Raw genomic sequence first — 20,484 nt, 5'->3', positions numbered from 1 at the left:
TTTATCACTGCATAGTAATTAAACCAATAGAACATTAGAGCCTTTTAACTTGAATCTACTACGAATCATTTTAGATTAATGAGAGCAAATGTACTGAAAGAGATGTTTAAAATTAATCAAAACGGTAGGGTTACAAGAGATAATACTGGAGGGTTGAAGCAGGGGTAATTCAGCCTGGAACATTAGGGGTATTACGGGCAGTCCTATCAAATAAAACGGGGATAGTATGCTGAATATGACCAATTCTACGCAGAGAGTATGGCTGACGAACTATAAATACAATTTGATTTTACCATTTATTTTGGTGAGTCTTATCGTTGCGTTTTCATCATGTGATACAAAACAAAGTCTGGGTTTACAGGAGTCTTTGGACGTTATTCCGGAGCTTCAACTGATTGAGGGAGGAGAAAATTCAACAGTTATTGTAAACCCGGGAACTGAAAGCTATTTCGAGTTTAATATCGCGAACATTAATCCCAATAAATATATTGCTCAAGGGCCGGGCAGTGGTTGGTGTATTTTGTGGAATAAACCTATTGATTCCAATAACACTACACACTCAGGTTTAAGGCTATTTTCTTCCTATGGAGACCAGCAGTGGAAACCGCTAAACTACCTGTTAAATATCAGGGAATCTCTGATGATGGACGACAGTAAACTTACCTATCGTGAAATTCAGGCAGCAATATGGACACTTATGGATTTTCCGGAATTTAACTTGAACAGTATCACCGCTGATCAGCTACCCCCGAGAATGGTTGACAACGGGCGGTTAAATTTCGATACAGGAAAGACCAAGCAAATTGTACAGCATGTAATTGACAATTATGAATCCTTCGAGTATAACACAGCCTCCACCTATGCAGTCGTTGCAGAAACGTCTACCGATACGCAAACAATTATTATTGAGGTATCAGAGTCGGTATGGGCGTACGGGCAGCACAGTTTTAGAGATCCCCATCTACGGGAGCAGCTTGGAATCAGAGGACAAGGGAAAGGGCAGTGGGGCTGGATATTTGAACTCGACAGCGGTTTTTCTCTTGCTGTAACAGAACTGATTGCAGGTGGCGGAGACGATGACGGTACGATGCCTGCAGAAGATATTGGCACCACCATTGGCACACTGGATATTTCAAAGTCTGGTAGCGATATGGAAGTTACCTACAGTCCGTATAACAATTACCTGTTGAATGATCTCCACCTATGGGTTGGTTGTTCGCTTGAAGAGTTCCCATGGGTTGGAAACACAGGTAATGTAGCACCGGGAAGATTTGCTTATAGCTACGATGGTAAACCTACAGATTCCCACACTTTTCCAGTTGATCTAGGAGATTACAATTGCCCTGGAAACATCTTTTTAGCAGCACATGCCGGGGGATTATATCAAAAAATAGATGGTGAGTTACCGGATGATCCTGAAATTAATATTGAAATCATTGAGATAGATATATTTGGAGAAACTGCAGCCGATTCTGACGATCCTAGAGGCGGTCATTTTGTTGATGATACTTTTGCGAGGGCAGTTAATGATCACGGAGAAGTTGTAGGGAACCAAGATTTAAGGGTATGCTTGAGTCTTGATTGTAGTAAAACCAATCTTGGTCGTTATTATTATGAGGATACAAGTTTTAAGTGGACACGTGATGAGGGTTTACTAAACGTTGGAGGTATGATGGTTGAAGAGCCATTAAGTCAGCAGCCAGTTTCTGATATTAATAACCATAGCCAAGTTGCAGGGTTTAATGGATATACTGCTGTTTATGCTGAATACCCATACTCCTATGATTCTGGGTCACTTATTGAATTTGGGGGTTTATTGGGAGGGGCTATTCATCGAAGTGATGCATTAGCTATCAATGATCAAGGTCAGGTTGTTGGATATGCAGAAAATGCTTCAGGTCAGCAACGTGCATTTATCTGGCATAAAGATACTGGAATGACTGACCTTGGTACATTACCTGGTTACTCACAAAGCCGTGCCACTGATATTAATAATTTGGCTCAGGTGGTAGGCTGGAGCGCTAACTCAACCCACTCCTCCTCTGGCAGGCGTTACTTTTTGTGGGATGAGGTGAATGGCATGACAGATTTGGGTACAGACCCAATCCGAAGTATAAACGATCATGGGGAAATGAGTTCACATTATTCACTCAATAATTTAGGGCAAAGTGTGAACAGGGATGGCTTTCTTTATGATCCCGTTCATGGAGCAATTGAGCTTCCAACATTAGAGGATGGTTCTTGCCGTGCGTATGACGTCAATGAGAATAATCAGGTTGTGGGAGATTGTGAAAAAGGAGATTTCCGACGAGCTGTAAAGTGGAATGTTATGATAGACATTAATAAAATAGCTGTTGATTCAAGCTATTAAACCAGCATGTTCTCAATATGGGTTCGTCTTGTATTGAAATATAATATAAGGCAAATTTATGCTAATTTTCATCTGCACTACCTAAAACGAATGCATCTATCTACCCGGCCAAGTCCATTTTGGATTTACCCAGCTGAATTAAAAATGGCTGAAGTTTTGGAAATAAAGTGTTCGTATGTCCTTTAATTTGCTCTGCAGAATATTGACCAGCATGTAATTAGTAAGCTTACCTGTATGCTTGCCTAATAGATCTGATTTCTATTAGGTTAAAGGAAAGCTTTATGATTATTATTGATAGCATACTGCGATACAGTTCAGAAAATCTAACGGCTAAAATCACTTTAATCATTTAGGCGTTGTTTACAGAATTGGACAAATCGGACGACTAAAAAAAGACTGGTTTTTACAACGTTGAAGAGGGATTGATTCCAACCTGTATGTTAAGTGAATTTCGGCACTACTAAAAGGGGTAAAGTATCATCTGGAAACCTAACATAACTTAATATTCTGATAACCAATTAAATATGGAATGTTTATAACCATTGCAAAATATTTTCAGGCTCTTAAAATCGAAATTTGAAAGCCGTTTTATTTGATTAATCAAGTTTTATCAAATTAGACGTAATTATCGTGCAGTTTAGTTGCTTTCATAACTAAAAAAACTGTAAGGGGTTAACCTTTTTGAGATCATACAAGAGAGAACACCAATAAAAGGAGGGTAATCATGAGTGATAAGATAGATCAGCAAATCGAGATGCAGCAACGAATTGAAACATACATATCTGAAGGGCTGCCACCGGATGAAGAAGATCAACTCTGGATAGAGTTTTTAAAACAGCCGCATTGGTACGGGTATTTTAAAACACAACTTCATTTAATATCACTTGCAGTTAAAATAAACATTGATTAATTGATGAATAAGCAATTGTAACTATAAATAATGGAGGTTTATGGGAGTTTTTTGGGGGTTCTTAATAATACTTATCGTAGTTGTATTGATAATTTTAATTTCTACTTTCTTTAGTATAAAAAAGAAAGAAAAAGCCAAGAACATTGATTTACTTCAAAGAATGGCCAGTGCGACAAATAATTATGCAAGGAAAATTGAATCAGTCAAAACGACAAGTTCTAAAATAAAAAATTGTGAGAAAGCAATTGAAGTTTTGGAGCAGGCGTCAAGATACCCGGAATGCAGAGATGTATTTACTAATTATGACTCCTTGATGAACCAACTTCATAGCACGAAGCTTGTACTTCCTGTTACAGACTATTTACAAAAAGCAGATAAGCATAAGTTTAAAGGGAATGAAAAATCAGAGAAAAGCTCACTGTTAGATGCACTCTATGAAATCAAGACTTCAAATATTACGGACGAGCATTTCAAAATAGCTGAAGTCAGGGATGATGAAACAGGAGAGTTATTAACCGAAAATTTTATAAAGAGTAGATTAAAAGAACTTGGTTGGAAAGAAAATTAAATGCAAAGCTCATCAAATATTTAAATGCTCTCAAAACACCCGGTATAAAGTGTAAAAAATAGGGGGGTTAAAATTAATTCCCTTGTAACCACATTGTAACCAGAGAGAATGGAGTTTCTAAACAGAGTTGAAACAAAAAACCCCTGCAAATCATAATCTATTGACTTGCAAGGGTTTAGAGTACCTCGGGCCGGGCTCGAACCGGCACTGGCATTTAAATACCAATTGGATTTTAAGTCCAACGCGTCTACCAATTCCGCCACCGAGGCTGAATGTCTATATTGATTACTTTCAAGTAATTAGGCTGTAAATCGTAATTAATTACCCCGGTTATGAGGTAGTTTTCCAAACGATTTACTCATAAAATGTTCATTTCATAGCGTATGTGAACACCCAAATTGCTCAAAGTAAAATCAAGATTCTGAATATAAGGGTTTACGAATTACTTCTTCAAAGTTCTTTTCAATTCTCAGTAATTTTTTTCAATTACCTCAGAAAGTATTACAGAAACTAAAATTCCTTAGAAAAATAATATTGGCAAGAAAAAGGTAGGTTCAGGAACGGAATGGGGATAAATCGATCCGTAGTGTGTGAAGCTGCACCTCCACAGGTTTAGCAGATTTCTTCGAAATATGAAGGTGAAAGTTGCTGTCATTGAATTATAAATTGAAAGCGGAAAATCTGAACCCATATCAAGATCCCCGGCAGTATTCTATTGAATACCAGAATACTCAAATATCCGGAGCCTAACATTACCAGGGATGTCGATCCGGGAAAGCTGAGCGATGGAGTAATTACTTAGGCTTACAACGAACGTCACCCGGATTCGAAAAATCCTGCATGGAAGGTAACAAACCAGGAACCGGCACATTCTGACCCCTATAACCGTAATATTCGGAAATATATAGTGTTTTGAGTATTATAATATGAACTATTCGGTTTTTACATCATTAATTGCCAATGGTTTACAGCAATAATCGTAATTGATGCCCTCCTGTAGACTGTTAATTTTATTTAAATTATGGGGTACTATAAACAAGAGGTAAATGATGAGATCTGACAAATATAATAGTGATCCGAATCATGAAAAAGAACGAGTAAGAGAGCTGCTGCAATACGATATTCTGGATACCCCAGACGAAGAAGAGTTTGATGATATCACAAAGGTGGCCGCTTATCTGTTCGATGCTGACTGTGCTCTGATCAATTTTCTGGATCACGACCGTCAATGGACGAAATCTTGTGTAAACTGGGAATTAAGAGTACTGCCAAGAAATGAGAGTGTCTGTACTTTTACCATACAAGAGGAAAAGTACCTGGTAGTTAACGATTTAACAAAAGACGACCGATTTAAAAATTACAGTTACGTCAGTTCAAAAAAATACCAGTTTTATGCAGGAGTGGTACTACAAAGCAGTCATGGATATAACATCGGCACAATTTGCGTACTTGACAATAAACCCCAGAAAGTGAATGAGAACCAATTAGAGGGACTCAAAGTACTGGGAGCAGCGGTAGAGTCTCAGTTAGAGCTCAGACTCAAACGTGAGCAATTAATAAAGGAACATAAAAAGCTCAGGAAATCTGCCACCTTTCTGCGCAATTCTACAGATGTCATGATGATTCTTGACTCTAAAAATTTTGAGATTACAGAGATTAAAGGAGAGGTCAGAAAACTGCTCGGTTATAATCCTGAAGAAATGCGGGAAACAGCCTTAACCGAATATCTGATGGATAGAGAATTCAAAAAAGAATTTGAAAAATGGATTGAAAACTCCACGGAGGAAAAATCTTCAGAGGAAGTTGAATTTGCTACCAAAAATGGACAGCAATTGTGGCTGCAAATTTCGGTTTCAAAAATAAGGGGGCAATATTTCGTCACCGCAAGAAATATAACCCGCCGTAAGCGAACAGAGCAGCGTTTACTTAAACAAGTGAAATTTACAGAAGGTATTCTTGATCACCTGCCCGGAATATTCTTTCTCATAGATAGCGAAGGCAGAATGAGAAAATGGAATAGCAATTTGGAAGAAATTTCAAAATACACTTCTGTAGAGTTGAAAAACAAGCTGTATATGGAACTTATAGCAAAAGAAGATCATCGGGTTGCTCAAGAGTCACTTCAGCAAGTTCAATCAGAAGGATACGCAAGGAGAGAATTAAAGATATTTTCCAAAGAGGGTGAAGTTATTCCGCACCTATTAGTCAGTTTTAAATTCCAGCTGCATGATGATAATTATGTAATAGGAATTGGAATTGATATCACAGAAGAGAAAAAAGCACTGGAAGAAATCAAAAGTAAAGAGGAAAAATTACATACTTCCCTGAACGAAAAAGAAGTACTTCTTCAGGAAATTCATCACCGCGTTAAAAATAACCTGGCCATTGTAAGCGGTCTGTTTCAACTTGAAATTTATAATACAGAAGATAAACAACTTCAATATATACTGTCGGCAAACCAGATGCGCATTAAGTCGATGGCCCTGATACATGAATCTTTATATTCACACAGCGATTTCACCGACATACACTTTGGAAAGTATCTGGAAGAGTTAAGTTCTACCATTTTTAAGACGTTTACGGCAGAAGCTGAATCTTTAAAACTTGAATTGGATACAGACTCCCTGAGCCTGAACATTAACCAGGCCATACCATGTGCATTATTGGTAAACGAACTTTTGATCAATGCCCTGAAACATGCTTTTCCGGATGAACGGGATGGTAAAATAAAGGTTACACTCCGGGAGAAAGACGGATTTGTCCATTTATCCGTACAGGATAACGGAGTAGGCCTGGATCCGGGAGTGAACTTCGAAAACCCTGCAACCCTGGGCTTAAAACTGATTAGCCATTTAGTAAAACAACTTTATGGAGATATAAAAGCAGACAGTTCAGAAGGAACCACGTTTACCGTTTCCTTTAGAAAAGAACAAATTAAAGGTTCCAGTGCGAGATACATACCCGGTGATGCTTGAACCGGTACATTTGTTATTGAGGGAAGCACTAATCAATGTAATCCCTTGCTTTGTATAAAAAGACCTGCTGACCTGGAAACAAACACAATGTACAGTCAACTATATCTGCTTTTTAAATTACATAGCAGGCACTTCCCGGGGTGTATTATTTGGAAATGTGGTTTATAACGTTATCATAGATCAAAACCTTGATATAATTATTGAGCAGACTGTTCTGAAGGGGCAGTTGGTTACTCCATTGCAGCCAAAATATTTCATGATTATTTATGAGACAGAACATAATTCAGCGTAATAATGTCAAGGTTTTCGGGGATGGTGATATCCCTCTTATGTTTGCACACGGTTTTGGCTGTGATCAAAATATGTGGAGATTCATTACACCTGCATTTGAGAAACAGTTTAAAATTATTCTATTTGATTATGTGGGGTCCGGGAATTCCGATATCAGTGCGTATACGTCTGAGAGATATAAAACCCTGAATGGATATACCCGGGACGTTTTGGATATTATTCATGCATTGGAATTGGATGATGTTATTTTTGTCGGGCACTCGGTAAGCTCAATGATCGGAGCATTGGCTTCCATAAGGCAGCCTCAACGTTTTAAAAGCCTGATTATGATTGGCCCTTCTCCGTTCTACCTGAATGATCCACCTGAATACCATGGCGGGTATGAGAAAAGTACAATTACGGAGTTACTGGAGCTGATGGAAAAAAATTATATCGGATGGGCGAATTTTTTTGCTCCTGAAATCATGAAGAATGAAGAGCGTCCTGAGCTGACCCGGGAACTGGAAAATAGTTTCTGCTCTACCGATCCCGTTATAGCACATGATTTTGCCAAAGCCACATTTCTTGCTGACAACCGTGATGATCTGCCAAAAATAGATACACCGGTATTGATTATTCAGTGTGAGGAGGATTCAATCGCGTCGGTAAACGTAGGTGAATATGTGCACTCAAAGATCGGGAAGAGTACGTTTGAAATCATTCCGGCAAATGGCCATTGCCCGCATTTGAGTCACCCGGATGTAACGATTGAAGCCATCGAGAACTATCTTAACCAGATTTTAAAAATATAATGGACATCATTCTGGATAACTTACCGTGCGGGTACCTTGAATTTAACGACGAGGGAATACTGGGCCGGGTAAATAACAGGTTTTGTGAAATGGTGGGTTATTCGCAGGATGAACTCATAAATCAACATATTGAATCTATTTTCACTCCGGGATCAGGAGTATTCTATCAAACACACCTTTTCCCAATGCTAAAGATGGAAAACCGGGTTGATGAGATCTTTCTTACTCTGCTGTCAAAAGAGAAAGAACAAATCCCGGTTTTGATTAACGCGGAGAGAACTACTGAAAATTCCGGGTTTAATAATCGCTGTATTGTAGTTTGGATGCAGCGCCGATCTGAATTTGAAGACAGAATTTTATACGATAAAAAGAAAGCTGAAAAAACCAGCGATGAAAGGGAGGAGTTCCTCTCGATGATGTCACACGAGCTACGTACGCCACTCAGTGTAATTTTGTTAACAGTAGATTTGCTATCGGATGAGATTAATGGCAAAGGAAACAGTGATCAATATAAATATTTGGGCCTGATCAAAAATGCGAGCAAAAACCTGGCAAGACTGGCAGATGATATCCTGAACTTTGCTAAACTTGAAACGGGTCATTTCACGATAAATAAAGAAATTGTGTTACTCGAGGAGATACTTGTTAAATCCTATATGATGGTTATGCATGATGCCGAAAGCAAAGGGTTGAAATTAACCCGGGGTGATAAAACGGATTTGAGAGTATGGGCAGACGCAGACCGGCTTCAACAAGTTATTATGAATCTTTTGAAAAACGCAATTAAGTTCACTGATCACGGCGGAAAGATTGAATTGTTTACCGAAAAGACCCCCAAATTTGTAAAGGTTTGCATAAAGGATACAGGGATCGGTATTCCTTCCGGAAAAATTGACCAGATTTTCCAGCCGTTTATTCAGATGAAACAAAATCTATCCGATTCAAATAAAGGAGGATTTGGACTGGGGCTTCCCATCAGCAAAAAACTTGCCCGTATGATGGGGGGTGACTTGACGGTTAGCAGCACACCGGGAGAGGGTTCTGTTTTTACTTTGCAGATCCCTTTAGCAGATAGCTAACCGCACTAAACCTGCTGTGTGCAGTGTGCTGTCTTCCAAAAGCTTGACTGAGATTAAAAATAAGTTCCTCGCCAGATCGGCTTTCTTTAGGTAGCGGAGAAAAATCAGTTCACTCGCTCTCAGCCGATACGGTTCTTGGAAAAGTGAGTATAAACGATGCGCCTTTACCATTACCGGAGCTTTCTGCATGTATGCTTCCGCCCATCTCTTTCATATAGTTAGCACAGCTGTGAAGCCCATATCCGTGACCGGTGGATTTTGTACTGAACCCGTGATTGAAGATCTTCAGAAGATTATCGTGACTGATTCCACCACCGGTATCTGATATGACCATACGAATGGAATCTTCATCCTGCCTCAGCTGAATTGTGATGACTTTTCGGTCCGGATCTGCTTCACGAATCGATTCTCCGGCATTTTTGAGAAGGTTGATGATTACGTGAATCATCTTGCTCTTATCGATCCGTATCGGGTCTGTCGGCTGATAATCCCGCTCAAAGATTAAATCAGATCGCTGGAAATTGTTGTCCATCAATGCAATGGAATCTTCAATAAGCTGCCGTGGTGAGTGCGGTTCAGCCAGGCGTTTTGCACGTGAGTAGTTTTGCTGAGCGGCAACAACATCCGAAATGAGCTGGATTTTTTCCTTCAAACGGCTGTTCTGCTTGCTGAGCTGTTCAAATTCTTTCGTGATCGGTTTATCGAGTTTGAGGTAGTATTCCAGCAGTTTTTTCCCTTTGGGATCATTCACAATAAACTCTTCAATATTCTCCTGGTTTGCCGCGAGCAGCATGTTTGCATTATGAAGTTTTTCCACGGATGATTTATCCAGGATATCTGAAATAAGGGATGTAGAGGTGGTTACACTGTTCAAAATGTTACCGATATTGTGCAGTACATTGGTGGCAATATCGGCCATTCCCGCTTTGTGGGCTTTTTCAACCAGTTCCGCCTGGGTATCGCGCAGCTCTCCAAGTGTATTTTTTAAATCATGAGTCTGACGGGCAACTTCATCCTCAAGGCGCCGGTTTTGCTCCGAAATGGATCGGACTTTCCACCTGAAACCGTATGTTCCCGTACTGCCGATCAGCAGGATCATCAACATGTAGAACCAGGCTGTGCGCCAGAAGGGTGGCGTGATTACAATTCCGAGCGAAACTTCATCACCCCACATCCCGCTGCTGTTGGCCGCTCGTACCCGGAAGGTATACTCCCCGGGATTCAGGTTGGTGTAGGTGGCTGAACGTTTATCTCCCACACGGTTCCAGTCGCTGTCAAACCCTTCGAGCATGTAGGCAAATTGTTCCCCTTTTCCGGCATCAAAATTGAGCGTTACATACTCTATAGTGAAAACGGATTGATCATACGACAGTTCAATAGAGTCTGTCAGGCTGATGTGTTTCGTCAGGGGAGAGTTATCCCTGCCGATGGGTACCGGTTCATTAAAAATCAGAAAATCGGTGAGCACAACCGGAGAAACGTGCTCGTCGTGGCGGACGCTGTCGGGGTGAAAGCGGTTAAATCCGTTCACTCCTCCAAAATACATGTAACCGCTGCTGTCTTTATAAAATGCCCGCTGGTTAAACTCGCGGCTCTGGAGATTGTGTTCCACGCCGTAATTTACGGATGACCCCGTTTCGGGATTAAATTTTGCAATTCCGTTATTGGTGCTTAACCAGAGATTCCGGCTTTCATCTTCAAGAATACCATAAATAATGTTGCTGGGCAGGCCCTCACGAGTGGTGAATGAGGTGAACTCTTCGCTCTCCCGGTCGAAAAGAATCAAACCGCCACTTCGGCTGCCGAGCCAGAGCCTGTTTTCCGAATCTTCGTATATTGACTGAATAGCATTGCTCAGGAAACTCAGCCCGGAAAGTTCGTAATTATGGAATGTATGATCCGATTTGCTGAACCGGATTAAATTATTGCCGTAAGCACCAACCCAGAAATTTTCCCGGCTGTCATCATAAAACTCCCGGATGTAGTTACTGCTGGATGCCTGCGGATTTTCTTCATGCTGGGTGAAATGATAAAACTGATCATTTTCGATATCAAAAAGATTGATACCGCCGCCATTGGTTCCAATCCACAGATGATTTGGATTTTCCGGGTCGAAATAGAGTGCGAAAATATTCTCGTTATTCAGCCCGTCCGGGTTATCCGGATTATGGCGAAAATGGGTGAAGCTTTCCGTTTTGGTATCAAATTTACTGAGTCCGCCACGATATGTACCAATCCATAGATTGCCATGCTGATCCTCTTCGATGTCGAACACGACATCGTTTGGAAGACTGTTCAAATCGTAAGGATCGTGCCGGTATGCTGTAAAGGTTCGGGTTTTTCGATCAAATCGGTTCAGCCCGCCGCCATCTGTTCCCACCCAGAAATTCCCGGCACTATCTTCAAAAAAGGAGAAAACGGAATGGGTATTGAGAGATGTTGGCTGATAGGGATCGTGGCTGTAATGCTCAAACATGGCAAATTTCCGGTCCGTGATATTCAATCCGCCATTATACGTTCCGATCCACAGAATCTGATCTCTGCTTTCGTAGATGGAATAAATCGCGTTGTTATTCAGGTTGGATGGATCTCCCGGTTCATTTTTGTAATGGATAAACCGGTTATTTTCACGATCGAAGACATTTAGGCCGGCATTTTCAGTTCCAATCCACAGAATCCCCCTGCTGTCTTCCAGGATATTGGTTATAGAGTTATCGCTGATGCTGTTGGGGTCACTCCGGTCATGCTGGTACGCATAAAACCGGTCCTCATCTTCATCATAATAATTCAGCCCTCCATTTTGTGTGCCGATCCATAACGTACCCCGCCGATCCCGGTAGATCACCTGAATGGTGTTATCTGAGATACTTCCCTCACCAGATGTGGAATAAAAACTGCGAAATTCACCGGTTTGACGATTCAGCCTGTGAAAGCCGTTAAGCGTTCCAACCCACAACGTACCGTCATCTTCAGTTAGAAGTGCTCGAACACTGTTTTCGCTAAACCGATTTGGGTCATCACTATCTGCATAATAATGTGTAAAAGTTTCGGTTTCAGGATCCATATAGTTCAGGCCGTATTCAGTACCGATCCATATTCCTCCGTCGGCATCTTCCGCGAGTGCGTAAATGGCATTGTCACTGAGTCTCAGGCTGTCCGGTTTGGAAGGATCAGCACTGTAGTGAACAAAATGATCGAGTTCCCGCACATACCGGTTCAGTCCGCCGCCATCCGTAGCGATCCATAAGTTTTGTTCTTTATCTTCAATAATGGCCGAAATTTCATTGAAACTGATGCTGTTTGGCAGGTTCGGATCAAATTTATAGACGGTGATTTCGTGCCCGTTGTAGCGATTCACACCATCATACGTTCCGAACCAGAGATAGCCGTGGCTGTCTTGTATGATCGCTTCAACGGTGCGCTGTGACAGGCCGTCGGCATCGGTCAGGTGGTCAAAACGGATCGCTTCAGAGGGCACTTGTGCATGTGTAGCTGCAGCAGAGAAGCACACCGGAAGTAGAATCAGAAAAAGATATTTCCGGATTTGATTCATGACTCTTTAGCCCCGATGTTTGATTTAACAGAATGTTTATCAGACCATAGCCCCGAGGTCCATTGCCCTTTTCGAACTGCATTGATTTGTAATTGAATCATCCCGGGCTCCTCTGTTACGTTGATGGTTTACCGTTGTGTGAGGCAGGGTCAATTTCGTTTAGTTCCTCATTAGATTTTGTTGGTGAATCTGAAATCGGGAATGTGAGTTTAAAAACGGATCCTTTGCCCAACCCCTCGCTCACTGCTTCGATGCTGCCGCCCATCTCCTGCATATAGTTTGCACTGCTGTGAAGGCCAAAACCGTGACCATCTTTTTTAGTCGTAAAGGAGTGAGAAAATACTTTTTGAAGATGCGCAGGTTTAATACCGGAACCGTTATCGGTAACCGTCAGGTAGATATGTTGATCATCCTGCCAGGTTTTAATTTGAATGGTTCGGTTTTCCGGATGGTTTTCTTCCATCGCCTCTTTCGCATTTTTGAAGAGATTCACCAGCACATGGATCAGTTTTGCCCGCTGGGCTTTAACGGAGGACCGGGTCTTGAAATCCTGCACTACATTCAGCCCGTGCCTTTCAATGGACCCTGCCTGTAGCGAGAGCGCATTTTCGATAACATCCGTCAGTGAGATATGATCTTCAAACATACTCGCCCCGGCATAGTTCTGCTGTGCCGCTATCACCTCATTGATTATTTTGATCTTTTCCGAAAGCCGTTCCGCCTGGTAAACCAAATCACGATGTTCCTGCAGTAAAGGTTCTTCGAGCTTCAGGTAGTACTCCATCAGCGGCTTGCTTCTCGGATCATTGGCTATAAATTCATCAAGCCGGTCAATGTTTTCACGCAAAATCTGGTTCGCATTTACCAGGCCGGTCAGTTTAGATCGGTCTGCTTTCTCTTTGATCAAAAGGGCAGAGGTATTTACGCTGGTGAGTACATTTCCCACATTATGAAGCACGCCGGCTGCAATTTCGGCCATCCCCGCTTTATGAGCTTTATCCACCACCGCTTTTTGCGATTCTTTCAGCTTTCTGAGAGTCTCTTTCAGATCTTCGGTTCTCTCAGCCACTTCTCTTTCAAGCAGACGATTTTGCTGCTGTACCTGCATTACTTTGTAGCGATAAATGAAACCAAAAAAACTGACTCCAAGGAAACCCATCAACAGGTAAAACCAGTTGGTTTGCCAGAAGGGTGGGGCAATATTGAGTACGAGGGAAGCTCCCATCTCGTTCCACACGCCGTCGTGATTGGCAGCTTTAACCCGAAACGTATAGTTGCCGGGATTCATATTGGTGTATGTGGCATTTCGCTGGGTGCCTACGTAATTCCAATCGTCTTCAAATCCCTCCAGCATGTAGGCGTACCGGTTGTTCACGGTTTGCGTGTAATTCAGCCCGATAAACTCAAATGTGAAAATGTTCTGATCGTACGACAGGTTGAGGGTGTCCGTGACAGAGATGTGTTTTTGAAGGGGTGAGTCGCCGCCAATAGCCACAGATCGGTTCAGAAGCTTAAAATCGGTGATATAAACAGGCGGCGCAAAAGGGTTGTCGACCACATCATCGGGGTGAAAAATGGTAAATCCGTTCATCCCGCCAAATACCAGTTCACCATTTTGCAGGCTGGTTGTTGAGTATTGCGAGAATTCATCACCTTGAAGACCGTCTGTTCGGGTAAAATTTTTAAAGGTTTGGGTTTCAGTATCAAACCGGGATATCCCGCGATTAGTAGCAATCCATAAATTTCCGTACAGATCGAGATTGATCGATTTGATGTTGTTGCTTACAAGCCCGTCATCAGTAGTGTAAGTGATAAATGTATTTGTTTCCGCATCAAATCGAGCCAGTCCGTCAGAAGTGGCAACCCAGATATTCTGTTGGCTGTCTTCCATTACATGATGAACCACATTTCGAGGTAAAGACTCCGGGTTAGCACGATCATGAGTAAATTTTTCGAACCGGACCTGGTCTTTATCCTCTGATGCAATTCGAAACAGTCCTTCCAGTGTGGCAATCCAGATGTTATTGCGGCTGTCTTCAAAAATGTTAACGATGTAGTTTGCAATGGCTGCCGAACCACTTTCCGAATGAAACCGGTCGAATTGTCCCGTATTCGGATCAAGCCGGTAGAGTCCCTCGCCATAGGAGCCTATCCAGATTGTATCGTGTTCATGATCAAAGTGGGTTGCGAATATATTATCTGATGGAAATTGTTCATCATCAATGTGAAAGAATTCCTGAAATGAAGTGAATATTCCGTTTTCTCGGTCGGTGAGGATATTCAGCCCGCCGCGAAACGTTCCGATCCACAAACGTCCTGCCTTATCAAAGTTGAGATGAAGCGCAGCGTCTGAACCGATTGATGCAGGATCGTCGGGATCATGCAGGTAACTGGTAAATGTTTCAGTCTCCCGGTCAAAATGGCTGATTCCACCGCCATCGGTTGCAAACCAGATTTCGCCCCGGCTGCCCTCAAGAACATCACGCATCACGTAACTTTTTAAACCTCCGCGGATCATCGGTTCACGATAGTGCGAAAACTTGTGATTGAATCTGTCTGCAATGTTCAGCCCGGTCTGGCCCGTTCCGATCCAGTAGCGGCCGTTCATATCGTGATACATCACCCAGATGGAGTTATCGGTCAGGCTATACTGGCTGTTCGGATCGTTTTGATATTGATAGAACCGGTCTGCTGATGGATCATAAAAATGGAGGCCGCCATTTTCATTGCCAATCCACAAATTCTGATCGCGATCGAGGTGCAGGGTGAGAACAAAATTGTTCAGAAGCGAATGCCTGTCTCCCGGAACGTGATGGTATCGGTGAAAGACTGTATCGCTGCCGTCCGTCTCCATTCTTGCCAATCCTCTGCCGAGTGTGCCTATCCAAAGAGTTCCGTTTCTGTCTTTGATAATGGTTTCGATATTGTTGGATGGCAGCGAAGCCGGGTTATTGGGATCATGGCGGTGCTCTTCAACTACGGAACCATTCTCTGTATTGAGGCGGATCAACCCATTTCTTCGTGTTGCAATCCAGAGGGAGTTGTCCTCATTCGCGTACATGGAATGGATACCGTAGTTGTATCCGGGTGCATAGGCTGTCAGCTGTTGATTGACGTTATCCAATCGATACAGGTTTTCAGATCCTCCGGCAACCCAGATCACTCCGTTTTGGTCTTCCAGAATTTTTCGAACGCCGCTTGTGGTTTCCGGATTGTAGCTATCGTGCTGTTCAAATGGGAACCGGATAAACCGATCGGTATTCCGGTCATATAAGTTGATGCCGCCGGCGGTGCCAATCCAAAGTCGATTCTGCTGATCTTCAAAAATGTAGCCAATATATTCGCTGATGAGGGTTGTTGAGTCGCTTCCAGACAGGTACACTTCAAATTCGATTCCGTTATACCGATGCAATCCGCTGTTGGTCCCCACCCACATATAGCGGGTGTGATCCTGGTGAATGGCGGTGATGCGTCCGCTCATCAGTCCGTCGTAAATTCTCTGAAATTTCAGTTCCGGCGGTTCGGCGGCAGAATTTTCAAAATTGAGCAGAATTAGCAGAAGAAGTGCAAAGAGGGGAGTGATCAGCCGGAATGCTTTTTGATGAAGATGCCTGCAGACGATATGGAGTTTGTAAAAGAGCATGGAAATAGGCATCGATATTTTTCAGGGACTCTCCAGTTGAGCAGTGAATTAGTTCACAGGTTTTATGTTACTATGTTGCTGCAGGACCGACAGCAGATTTTGCTTGTCAATCGGTTTTACAAGATGTGCATCGGCGCCTGATTTCAGGCTTTGCTCTTTATCCTCTTCCATAGCAGATGCGGTTAACGCAATGATTGGCAAATGTTTGCCGGTTTGCTGCTCCATCTCCCGAATGAGTGAAGTAGCTTCATAACCATCCATTTCGGGCATGTGGATATCCATCAGAACAAAAGAGTAGTCGTTCAGCTCGGTTGCCTTCACGGCTGCTATGCCCGTTTCCACGATATCTACAGTAAACCCTTCGTTTTCAAGGATTTTTTTTGCGACAATTTGGTTCACCTTATCATCCTCAACAACCAGGATTTTAAGTTTTTTCAAGGCAGGATCGATCTCACCGGATGTGATGTCTTTACCATCAGCCTCACCGTATTTATCAGGATCGAACTCATCGAGTGAAACGGTGAACCAGAATTTGGATCCAATACCCGGCTGACTTTCGGCACCCACTTCTCCTTTCATTAAATCAGCAAGCTGACGACAGATTGCCAACCCAAGTCCGGTTCCGCCATATTTCCGGGTAGTTGAGGAGTCTGCCTGTTTGAATGGAGTGAAAATTCCGGAGAGTTTTTCCGGGGAGATTCCAATTCCGGAATCATTAACTGAAAAACGAATGGAATGCATACCGTTATCTGCAGCGAGATTTTCGGCCTTAATAAGTACTTCACCTTTTTCCGTAAACTTTACGGCATTGCTGCCATAATTCAGCAGAAGCTGACGAATTCGTGTTGGATCTCCAATCAGTGTATCGGGAACGGAATCGTCTACGTGTTGCGAAATTAAAATTCCTTTGGCTCGTGAATAAAAATTCAGGGTTTGGATTACATCGTGAATCACTTCACTGATGTTAAATGGAACAGATTCAAGCTCCATTTTGCCTGCTTCCATTTTTGAAAAGTCCAGAATATCATTTACTACGCGAAGGAGGGAGTCGGCACTTTTTTTCACCAGTTCAGAAAGTTCACGCTGCTGTGTGTCAAGTGCGGTTTCCAGCAGCAGATCGTTCATTCCCATTACACCATTCATTGGCGTACGAATTTCATGGCTCATTGTAGCAAGGAAAGCACTTTTTGTTGCTGTGGCTTCTTCCGCTTTATCCTTCATCTGCTTATACTCTTTCACAAGTTTTCGAAGGTCTTTGGTGCGTTCGGTAACTTCCTTTTCGAGCTTTTCGGTATAGGCAATCGCTTCCTGGCGTAAGTTCCATTTTGTGGTCAGCGTTAAAGCCGTCTGTTTGAGTGCGGTGGCATCAAACGGTTTTTTCATAAAGAGCAGCTTATCGGTCGTGCCGAGATTTTTTACAATCTGATCCCACGTATAGTCCGAGTAAGCGGTACAAATGACCATTTCAGTATACGGATGCTCTTTCCAGATCTCCTGAATTGCCTCAATTCCATCCATGCCGGGCGGCATGCGCACATCCATAAACACCAGCGAATAGGGGTTCCCCTCTATTTGGGCCCGATCCACCATTTCGATCGCCTCTTCTCCCTGGTAGGCGTGATCAATCTGATAGGAGATATTGGCAACAGGCTCCGCTTTTCCGGCAGAGGAAGATCCAAAAAGAGTGTTTTCGATTTCCGACATTTCCTGATCGGCATCCTTTTGGTTGATGTTTAGAATTGCCTTAATATCCTCATGAATAGACTCGTTGTCATCTACCAAAAGAATACGTTGTTTTTGCTCCATGCCCGTACTCATTTTATAATTTGATCCATTCAGTGGTTTAGCAGCAGTAAGTCTGTCTGCAGAACTTTGTTATCATTCAGAAAGACGCCAGGTTTATTAATATCTGCTTAAAATGTCAGAATTTTCCATGGTTTGTTTTTCTTCACTCAACTCCTTTTGCCGTTTACCAATAACAGAAGCTGGGAATGAAATCACAACTACATACAACCCATAACGCAATACAAGAGGGGGTTTCAGCTTTATCGGCAAATTACGTGCTTTCTAAAGCCTGAAGAGGGTGCGAAATGTTTGTAAACAGAAGAGAGGCAGTGAATTTCGAAGTATAATGTCTTATTAATTGATGAGATAGGAATTAATTCATTAAAATTAAATCTTGCACAGGCCTGCCGTTTTCAATCTTGATACAGTTCTTTTAAAAGATGAGAGAGTTTACTTTCCAGCACCGCGTTGATCTGTTCTGAGGGCAGATTTCGATCGACGTTCACGGCACTACCGGCCTTTATTTCCAGGCGGGGGCGATCGCTCTTTTTTGTGTGTATATAAATTCCAATGGGCACCAGGTCCGTACCGGGTAATTTTTTTGCCAGCCAGCCAATTCCTTTTCTGAATTCAATATTTTCAGTTCCAAACGGGACGATTTTCCCCTGCGGGTAGATATAGAGTGAGGCATTTGGCCGCTCCATCGATTCGAGGGCATATCGCAGGGATTGCATCGACGATCGGGGTGAACCCAGGTTAATAGAGAATACACCCAGTTTCCTGAAAAACGGGTATTGATGAAGTTGCTTATCCTCCATCATTCCACGCGCATTCTGCCGGTAGCAGCGTTGGTTGAGCAGAAAAGGAATCAGTCCGTCCCACCAGGAATTGTGATTCAGGAAATAGATCGTTTTTGCCCCATCGGCAGGTTTGTAATCGCTATGGATGGAAACAGAATCAAATCGTCTCCAAAAAAGCCACCGGCAGTACCAGTCGAATATCTGTATAAAAAAAGCAGATTCCTGCGCCGGAATAAAGGGGAGTGACTCGTTATGATCGGGCGTTTTTGACAAAACCGCGTTATGGATGGGGTTGAATAATTAGTTAACCTGTAACTGACATTTTCAAAATCACCGGCGTTCCTCTTTCAGGATGTAATTCCGGTTGCGGTCTTTTGCGAGAAGCCCGTTTTTGTTGAACAGCGAGTGGTAGAAAAAAAGCTGGGCCTGCTCGCGGTACGCTTCCCGTAAAATCAGGGTTTTCGATTTTTTTGCCTCAAGAGGGGAGAAGTCGAGCGTCTTCATAGCGTAGTGATTCAGATGATGTTCAGTCGGAATCAGATCTCCAAGGAAATAGGCCATTTGGATTCCGTCGGTAATTTTTACGATCTGGTGACCCGGAGTGTGGCCTCCGGTCAGGATCAGGTCGATGCCGTCAGTCAGCGTTTTGTTACCATCTATAAACTCAAACCGTTCGTCGGCAGCCAGACGAAACAGCTCATCAAGCCGGTAGTCGGCCCCGGAGATTTCACTTTTCGATTGAAACTCCTTCAGGGCAAACTCCCACTCTTTTTTCTGAACAACATAGCGCGCATTTGGAAACGTAGGTGTCGTTTTGAAGCTGGAATCCACACGAGTGCATCCCGCAGCGTGGTCATAGTGAAGATGGGTAAGAATCACGATCGATATGTCATCCGGCGTAAGACCGAAAATTTCTAAATTTGTGATGAGGTTGGACGTTTCATTGTACAAACTTTTTTGATCAAGGCCCCATCCCAAACCTGCATCTGCTACGATATGTGTGGTGCCATCGGAGATCAGGAGCGGATCAATTCCCAGGGCGGAGGAGTATCTTCCGAGAGTGGGATCTTCTGCGGCGTTATTCAGCCGGGCGGGATCCATTTTACTGAAAGTACCGTCTTTAAAAAGCTCAAAAAACCCTTCACTGAGCTGCTCTAAGGTAAACCGGCCGATTTTCATGTGGTTTTGAGTTGTTGTGTTGTTTTAAACATAAGTGGTTCAATTCCGAGGCTGATAAAAAGTGGATACCCATTAATCAGCGACTAATTAATTTAAGTTTATGAGTTGAATTTGATCACCGGTCTTTTTGACCCACCCCCGGCCCCTCCCTATGTCGCAAATACACTCCATATGGAGGGGAGTTCAATAAACCATACATAGCCTGCTTAAGGTATTTTCGTTCTGAGAATTCTGTGAATGCTTTTGTGCAACCTCAAAGGATAAAAGACCCCCTTTGAGAGGCTGTGAGAAAATGATGTATGATATTGTGATTACCTGAAAAAATATACCGCCAAGGTCGCTAAATACGCAAAGAAAATGAATAAACAACCTCCGCGGCTGCCTCAGCCCTTTGCGGTTTAAAATTGTTCGACCTTTACATTATCCATCACATAAGCTGACAGAGTAACATGTAGCCCCATCCACTCCTCCGATGACGTGAAGTCAGCGGATGAGGCTATTTCCTTAACCCGACAAATCAAAATTGACTTAACACTTTA

The 20,484-nt window shown here is 42.7% G+C and carries 11 protein-coding genes and 1 tRNA gene; 6 read left to right on the top strand and 6 right to left on the bottom strand.

Annotated features, from left to right (window positions below):
• The first annotated feature begins 226 nt into the window (after window positions 1-226).
• The 3 genes from DYD21_RS10090 to DYD21_RS10080 all read left to right on the top strand — a co-directional run bounded on the left by DYD21_RS10090 (window position 227) and on the right by DYD21_RS10080 (window position 3,849).
• Window positions 227-2,371 (top strand): DUF3466 family protein, encoded by a 2,145-nt coding sequence (locus tag DYD21_RS10090; protein ID WP_116036047.1) that lies wholly within the window; start codon window positions 227-229, stop codon window positions 2,369-2,371.
• Between the two features lie 724 nt (window positions 2,372-3,095).
• Window positions 3,096-3,281, top strand: coding sequence for a hypothetical protein (locus tag DYD21_RS10085; protein WP_116036044.1), 186 nt, complete (start codon window positions 3,096-3,098; stop codon window positions 3,279-3,281).
• A 40-nt stretch (window positions 3,282-3,321) separates the two neighbouring features.
• Window positions 3,322-3,849: a hypothetical protein gene (locus DYD21_RS10080; protein ID WP_116036041.1), complete on the top strand. Its 528-nt coding sequence runs from the start codon at window positions 3,322-3,324 to the stop codon at window positions 3,847-3,849.
• Window positions 3,850-4,030: 181 nt separating this feature from the next.
• Here DYD21_RS10080 and DYD21_RS10075 read toward each other — a convergent pair.
• Window positions 4,031-4,118, bottom strand: a tRNA-Leu gene (locus tag DYD21_RS10075).
• A 780-nt stretch (window positions 4,119-4,898) separates the two neighbouring features.
• Here DYD21_RS10075 and DYD21_RS10070 point away from each other — a divergent pair.
• From DYD21_RS10070 to DYD21_RS10060, 3 genes are all read left to right on the top strand, one after another.
• Window positions 4,899-6,824 (top strand): PAS domain S-box protein, encoded by a 1,926-nt coding sequence (locus DYD21_RS10070; RefSeq protein WP_158551503.1) that lies wholly within the window; start codon window positions 4,899-4,901, stop codon window positions 6,822-6,824.
• Between the two features lie 266 nt (window positions 6,825-7,090).
• Entirely contained in the window at window positions 7,091-7,906 is an 816-nt protein-coding gene (locus tag DYD21_RS10065; RefSeq protein WP_116036036.1) for an alpha/beta fold hydrolase, read from the top strand.
• The gene (locus tag DYD21_RS10060) at window positions 7,906-8,985 is read left to right on the top strand and encodes a PAS domain-containing sensor histidine kinase (protein ID WP_116036033.1); all 1,080 of its coding nucleotides are present in this window, start codon (window positions 7,906-7,908) and stop codon (window positions 8,983-8,985) included. Before DYD21_RS10065 ends, DYD21_RS10060 begins: the two co-directional genes overlap by 1 nt.
• Before the next feature lie 109 nt (window positions 8,986-9,094).
• Here the strand turns inward: DYD21_RS10060 and DYD21_RS10055 are convergent, their stop codons facing one another.
• The 5 genes from DYD21_RS10055 to DYD21_RS10035 all read right to left on the bottom strand — a co-directional run bounded on the left by DYD21_RS10055 (window position 9,095) and on the right by DYD21_RS10035 (window position 19,945).
• Window positions 9,095-12,538: a sensor histidine kinase gene (locus tag DYD21_RS10055; protein ID WP_116036031.1), complete on the bottom strand. Its 3,444-nt coding sequence runs from the start codon at window positions 12,536-12,538 to the stop codon at window positions 9,095-9,097.
• A 115-nt stretch (window positions 12,539-12,653) separates the two neighbouring features.
• Entirely contained in the window at window positions 12,654-16,193 is a 3,540-nt protein-coding gene (locus DYD21_RS10050; RefSeq protein WP_116036028.1) for a two-component regulator propeller domain-containing protein, read from the bottom strand.
• A 36-nt stretch (window positions 16,194-16,229) separates the two neighbouring features.
• Entirely contained in the window at window positions 16,230-17,987 is a 1,758-nt protein-coding gene (locus tag DYD21_RS10045; RefSeq protein ID WP_158551501.1) for a response regulator, read from the bottom strand.
• A gap of 392 nt (window positions 17,988-18,379) precedes the next feature.
• Window positions 18,380-19,039: a lysophospholipid acyltransferase family protein gene (locus DYD21_RS10040; protein WP_158551499.1), complete on the bottom strand. Its 660-nt coding sequence runs from the start codon at window positions 19,037-19,039 to the stop codon at window positions 18,380-18,382.
• Window positions 19,040-19,096: 57 nt separating this feature from the next.
• A complete protein-coding gene (locus tag DYD21_RS10035) occupies window positions 19,097-19,945 on the bottom strand; it encodes an MBL fold metallo-hydrolase (protein WP_116036019.1) in 849 nt (282 codons plus the stop codon).
• Window positions 19,946-20,484: the final 539 nt, after the last annotated feature.

Origin of the sequence: Rhodohalobacter sp. SW132, assembly GCF_003390325.1 — a bacterium.
In the GTDB taxonomy this organism is placed as follows: Bacteria; Bacteroidota; Rhodothermia; order Balneolales; family Balneolaceae; genus SW132.
The sequence above is the reverse complement of the archived record's forward strand: the minus strand, read 5'-3'. Positions and strand labels throughout refer to the sequence as shown.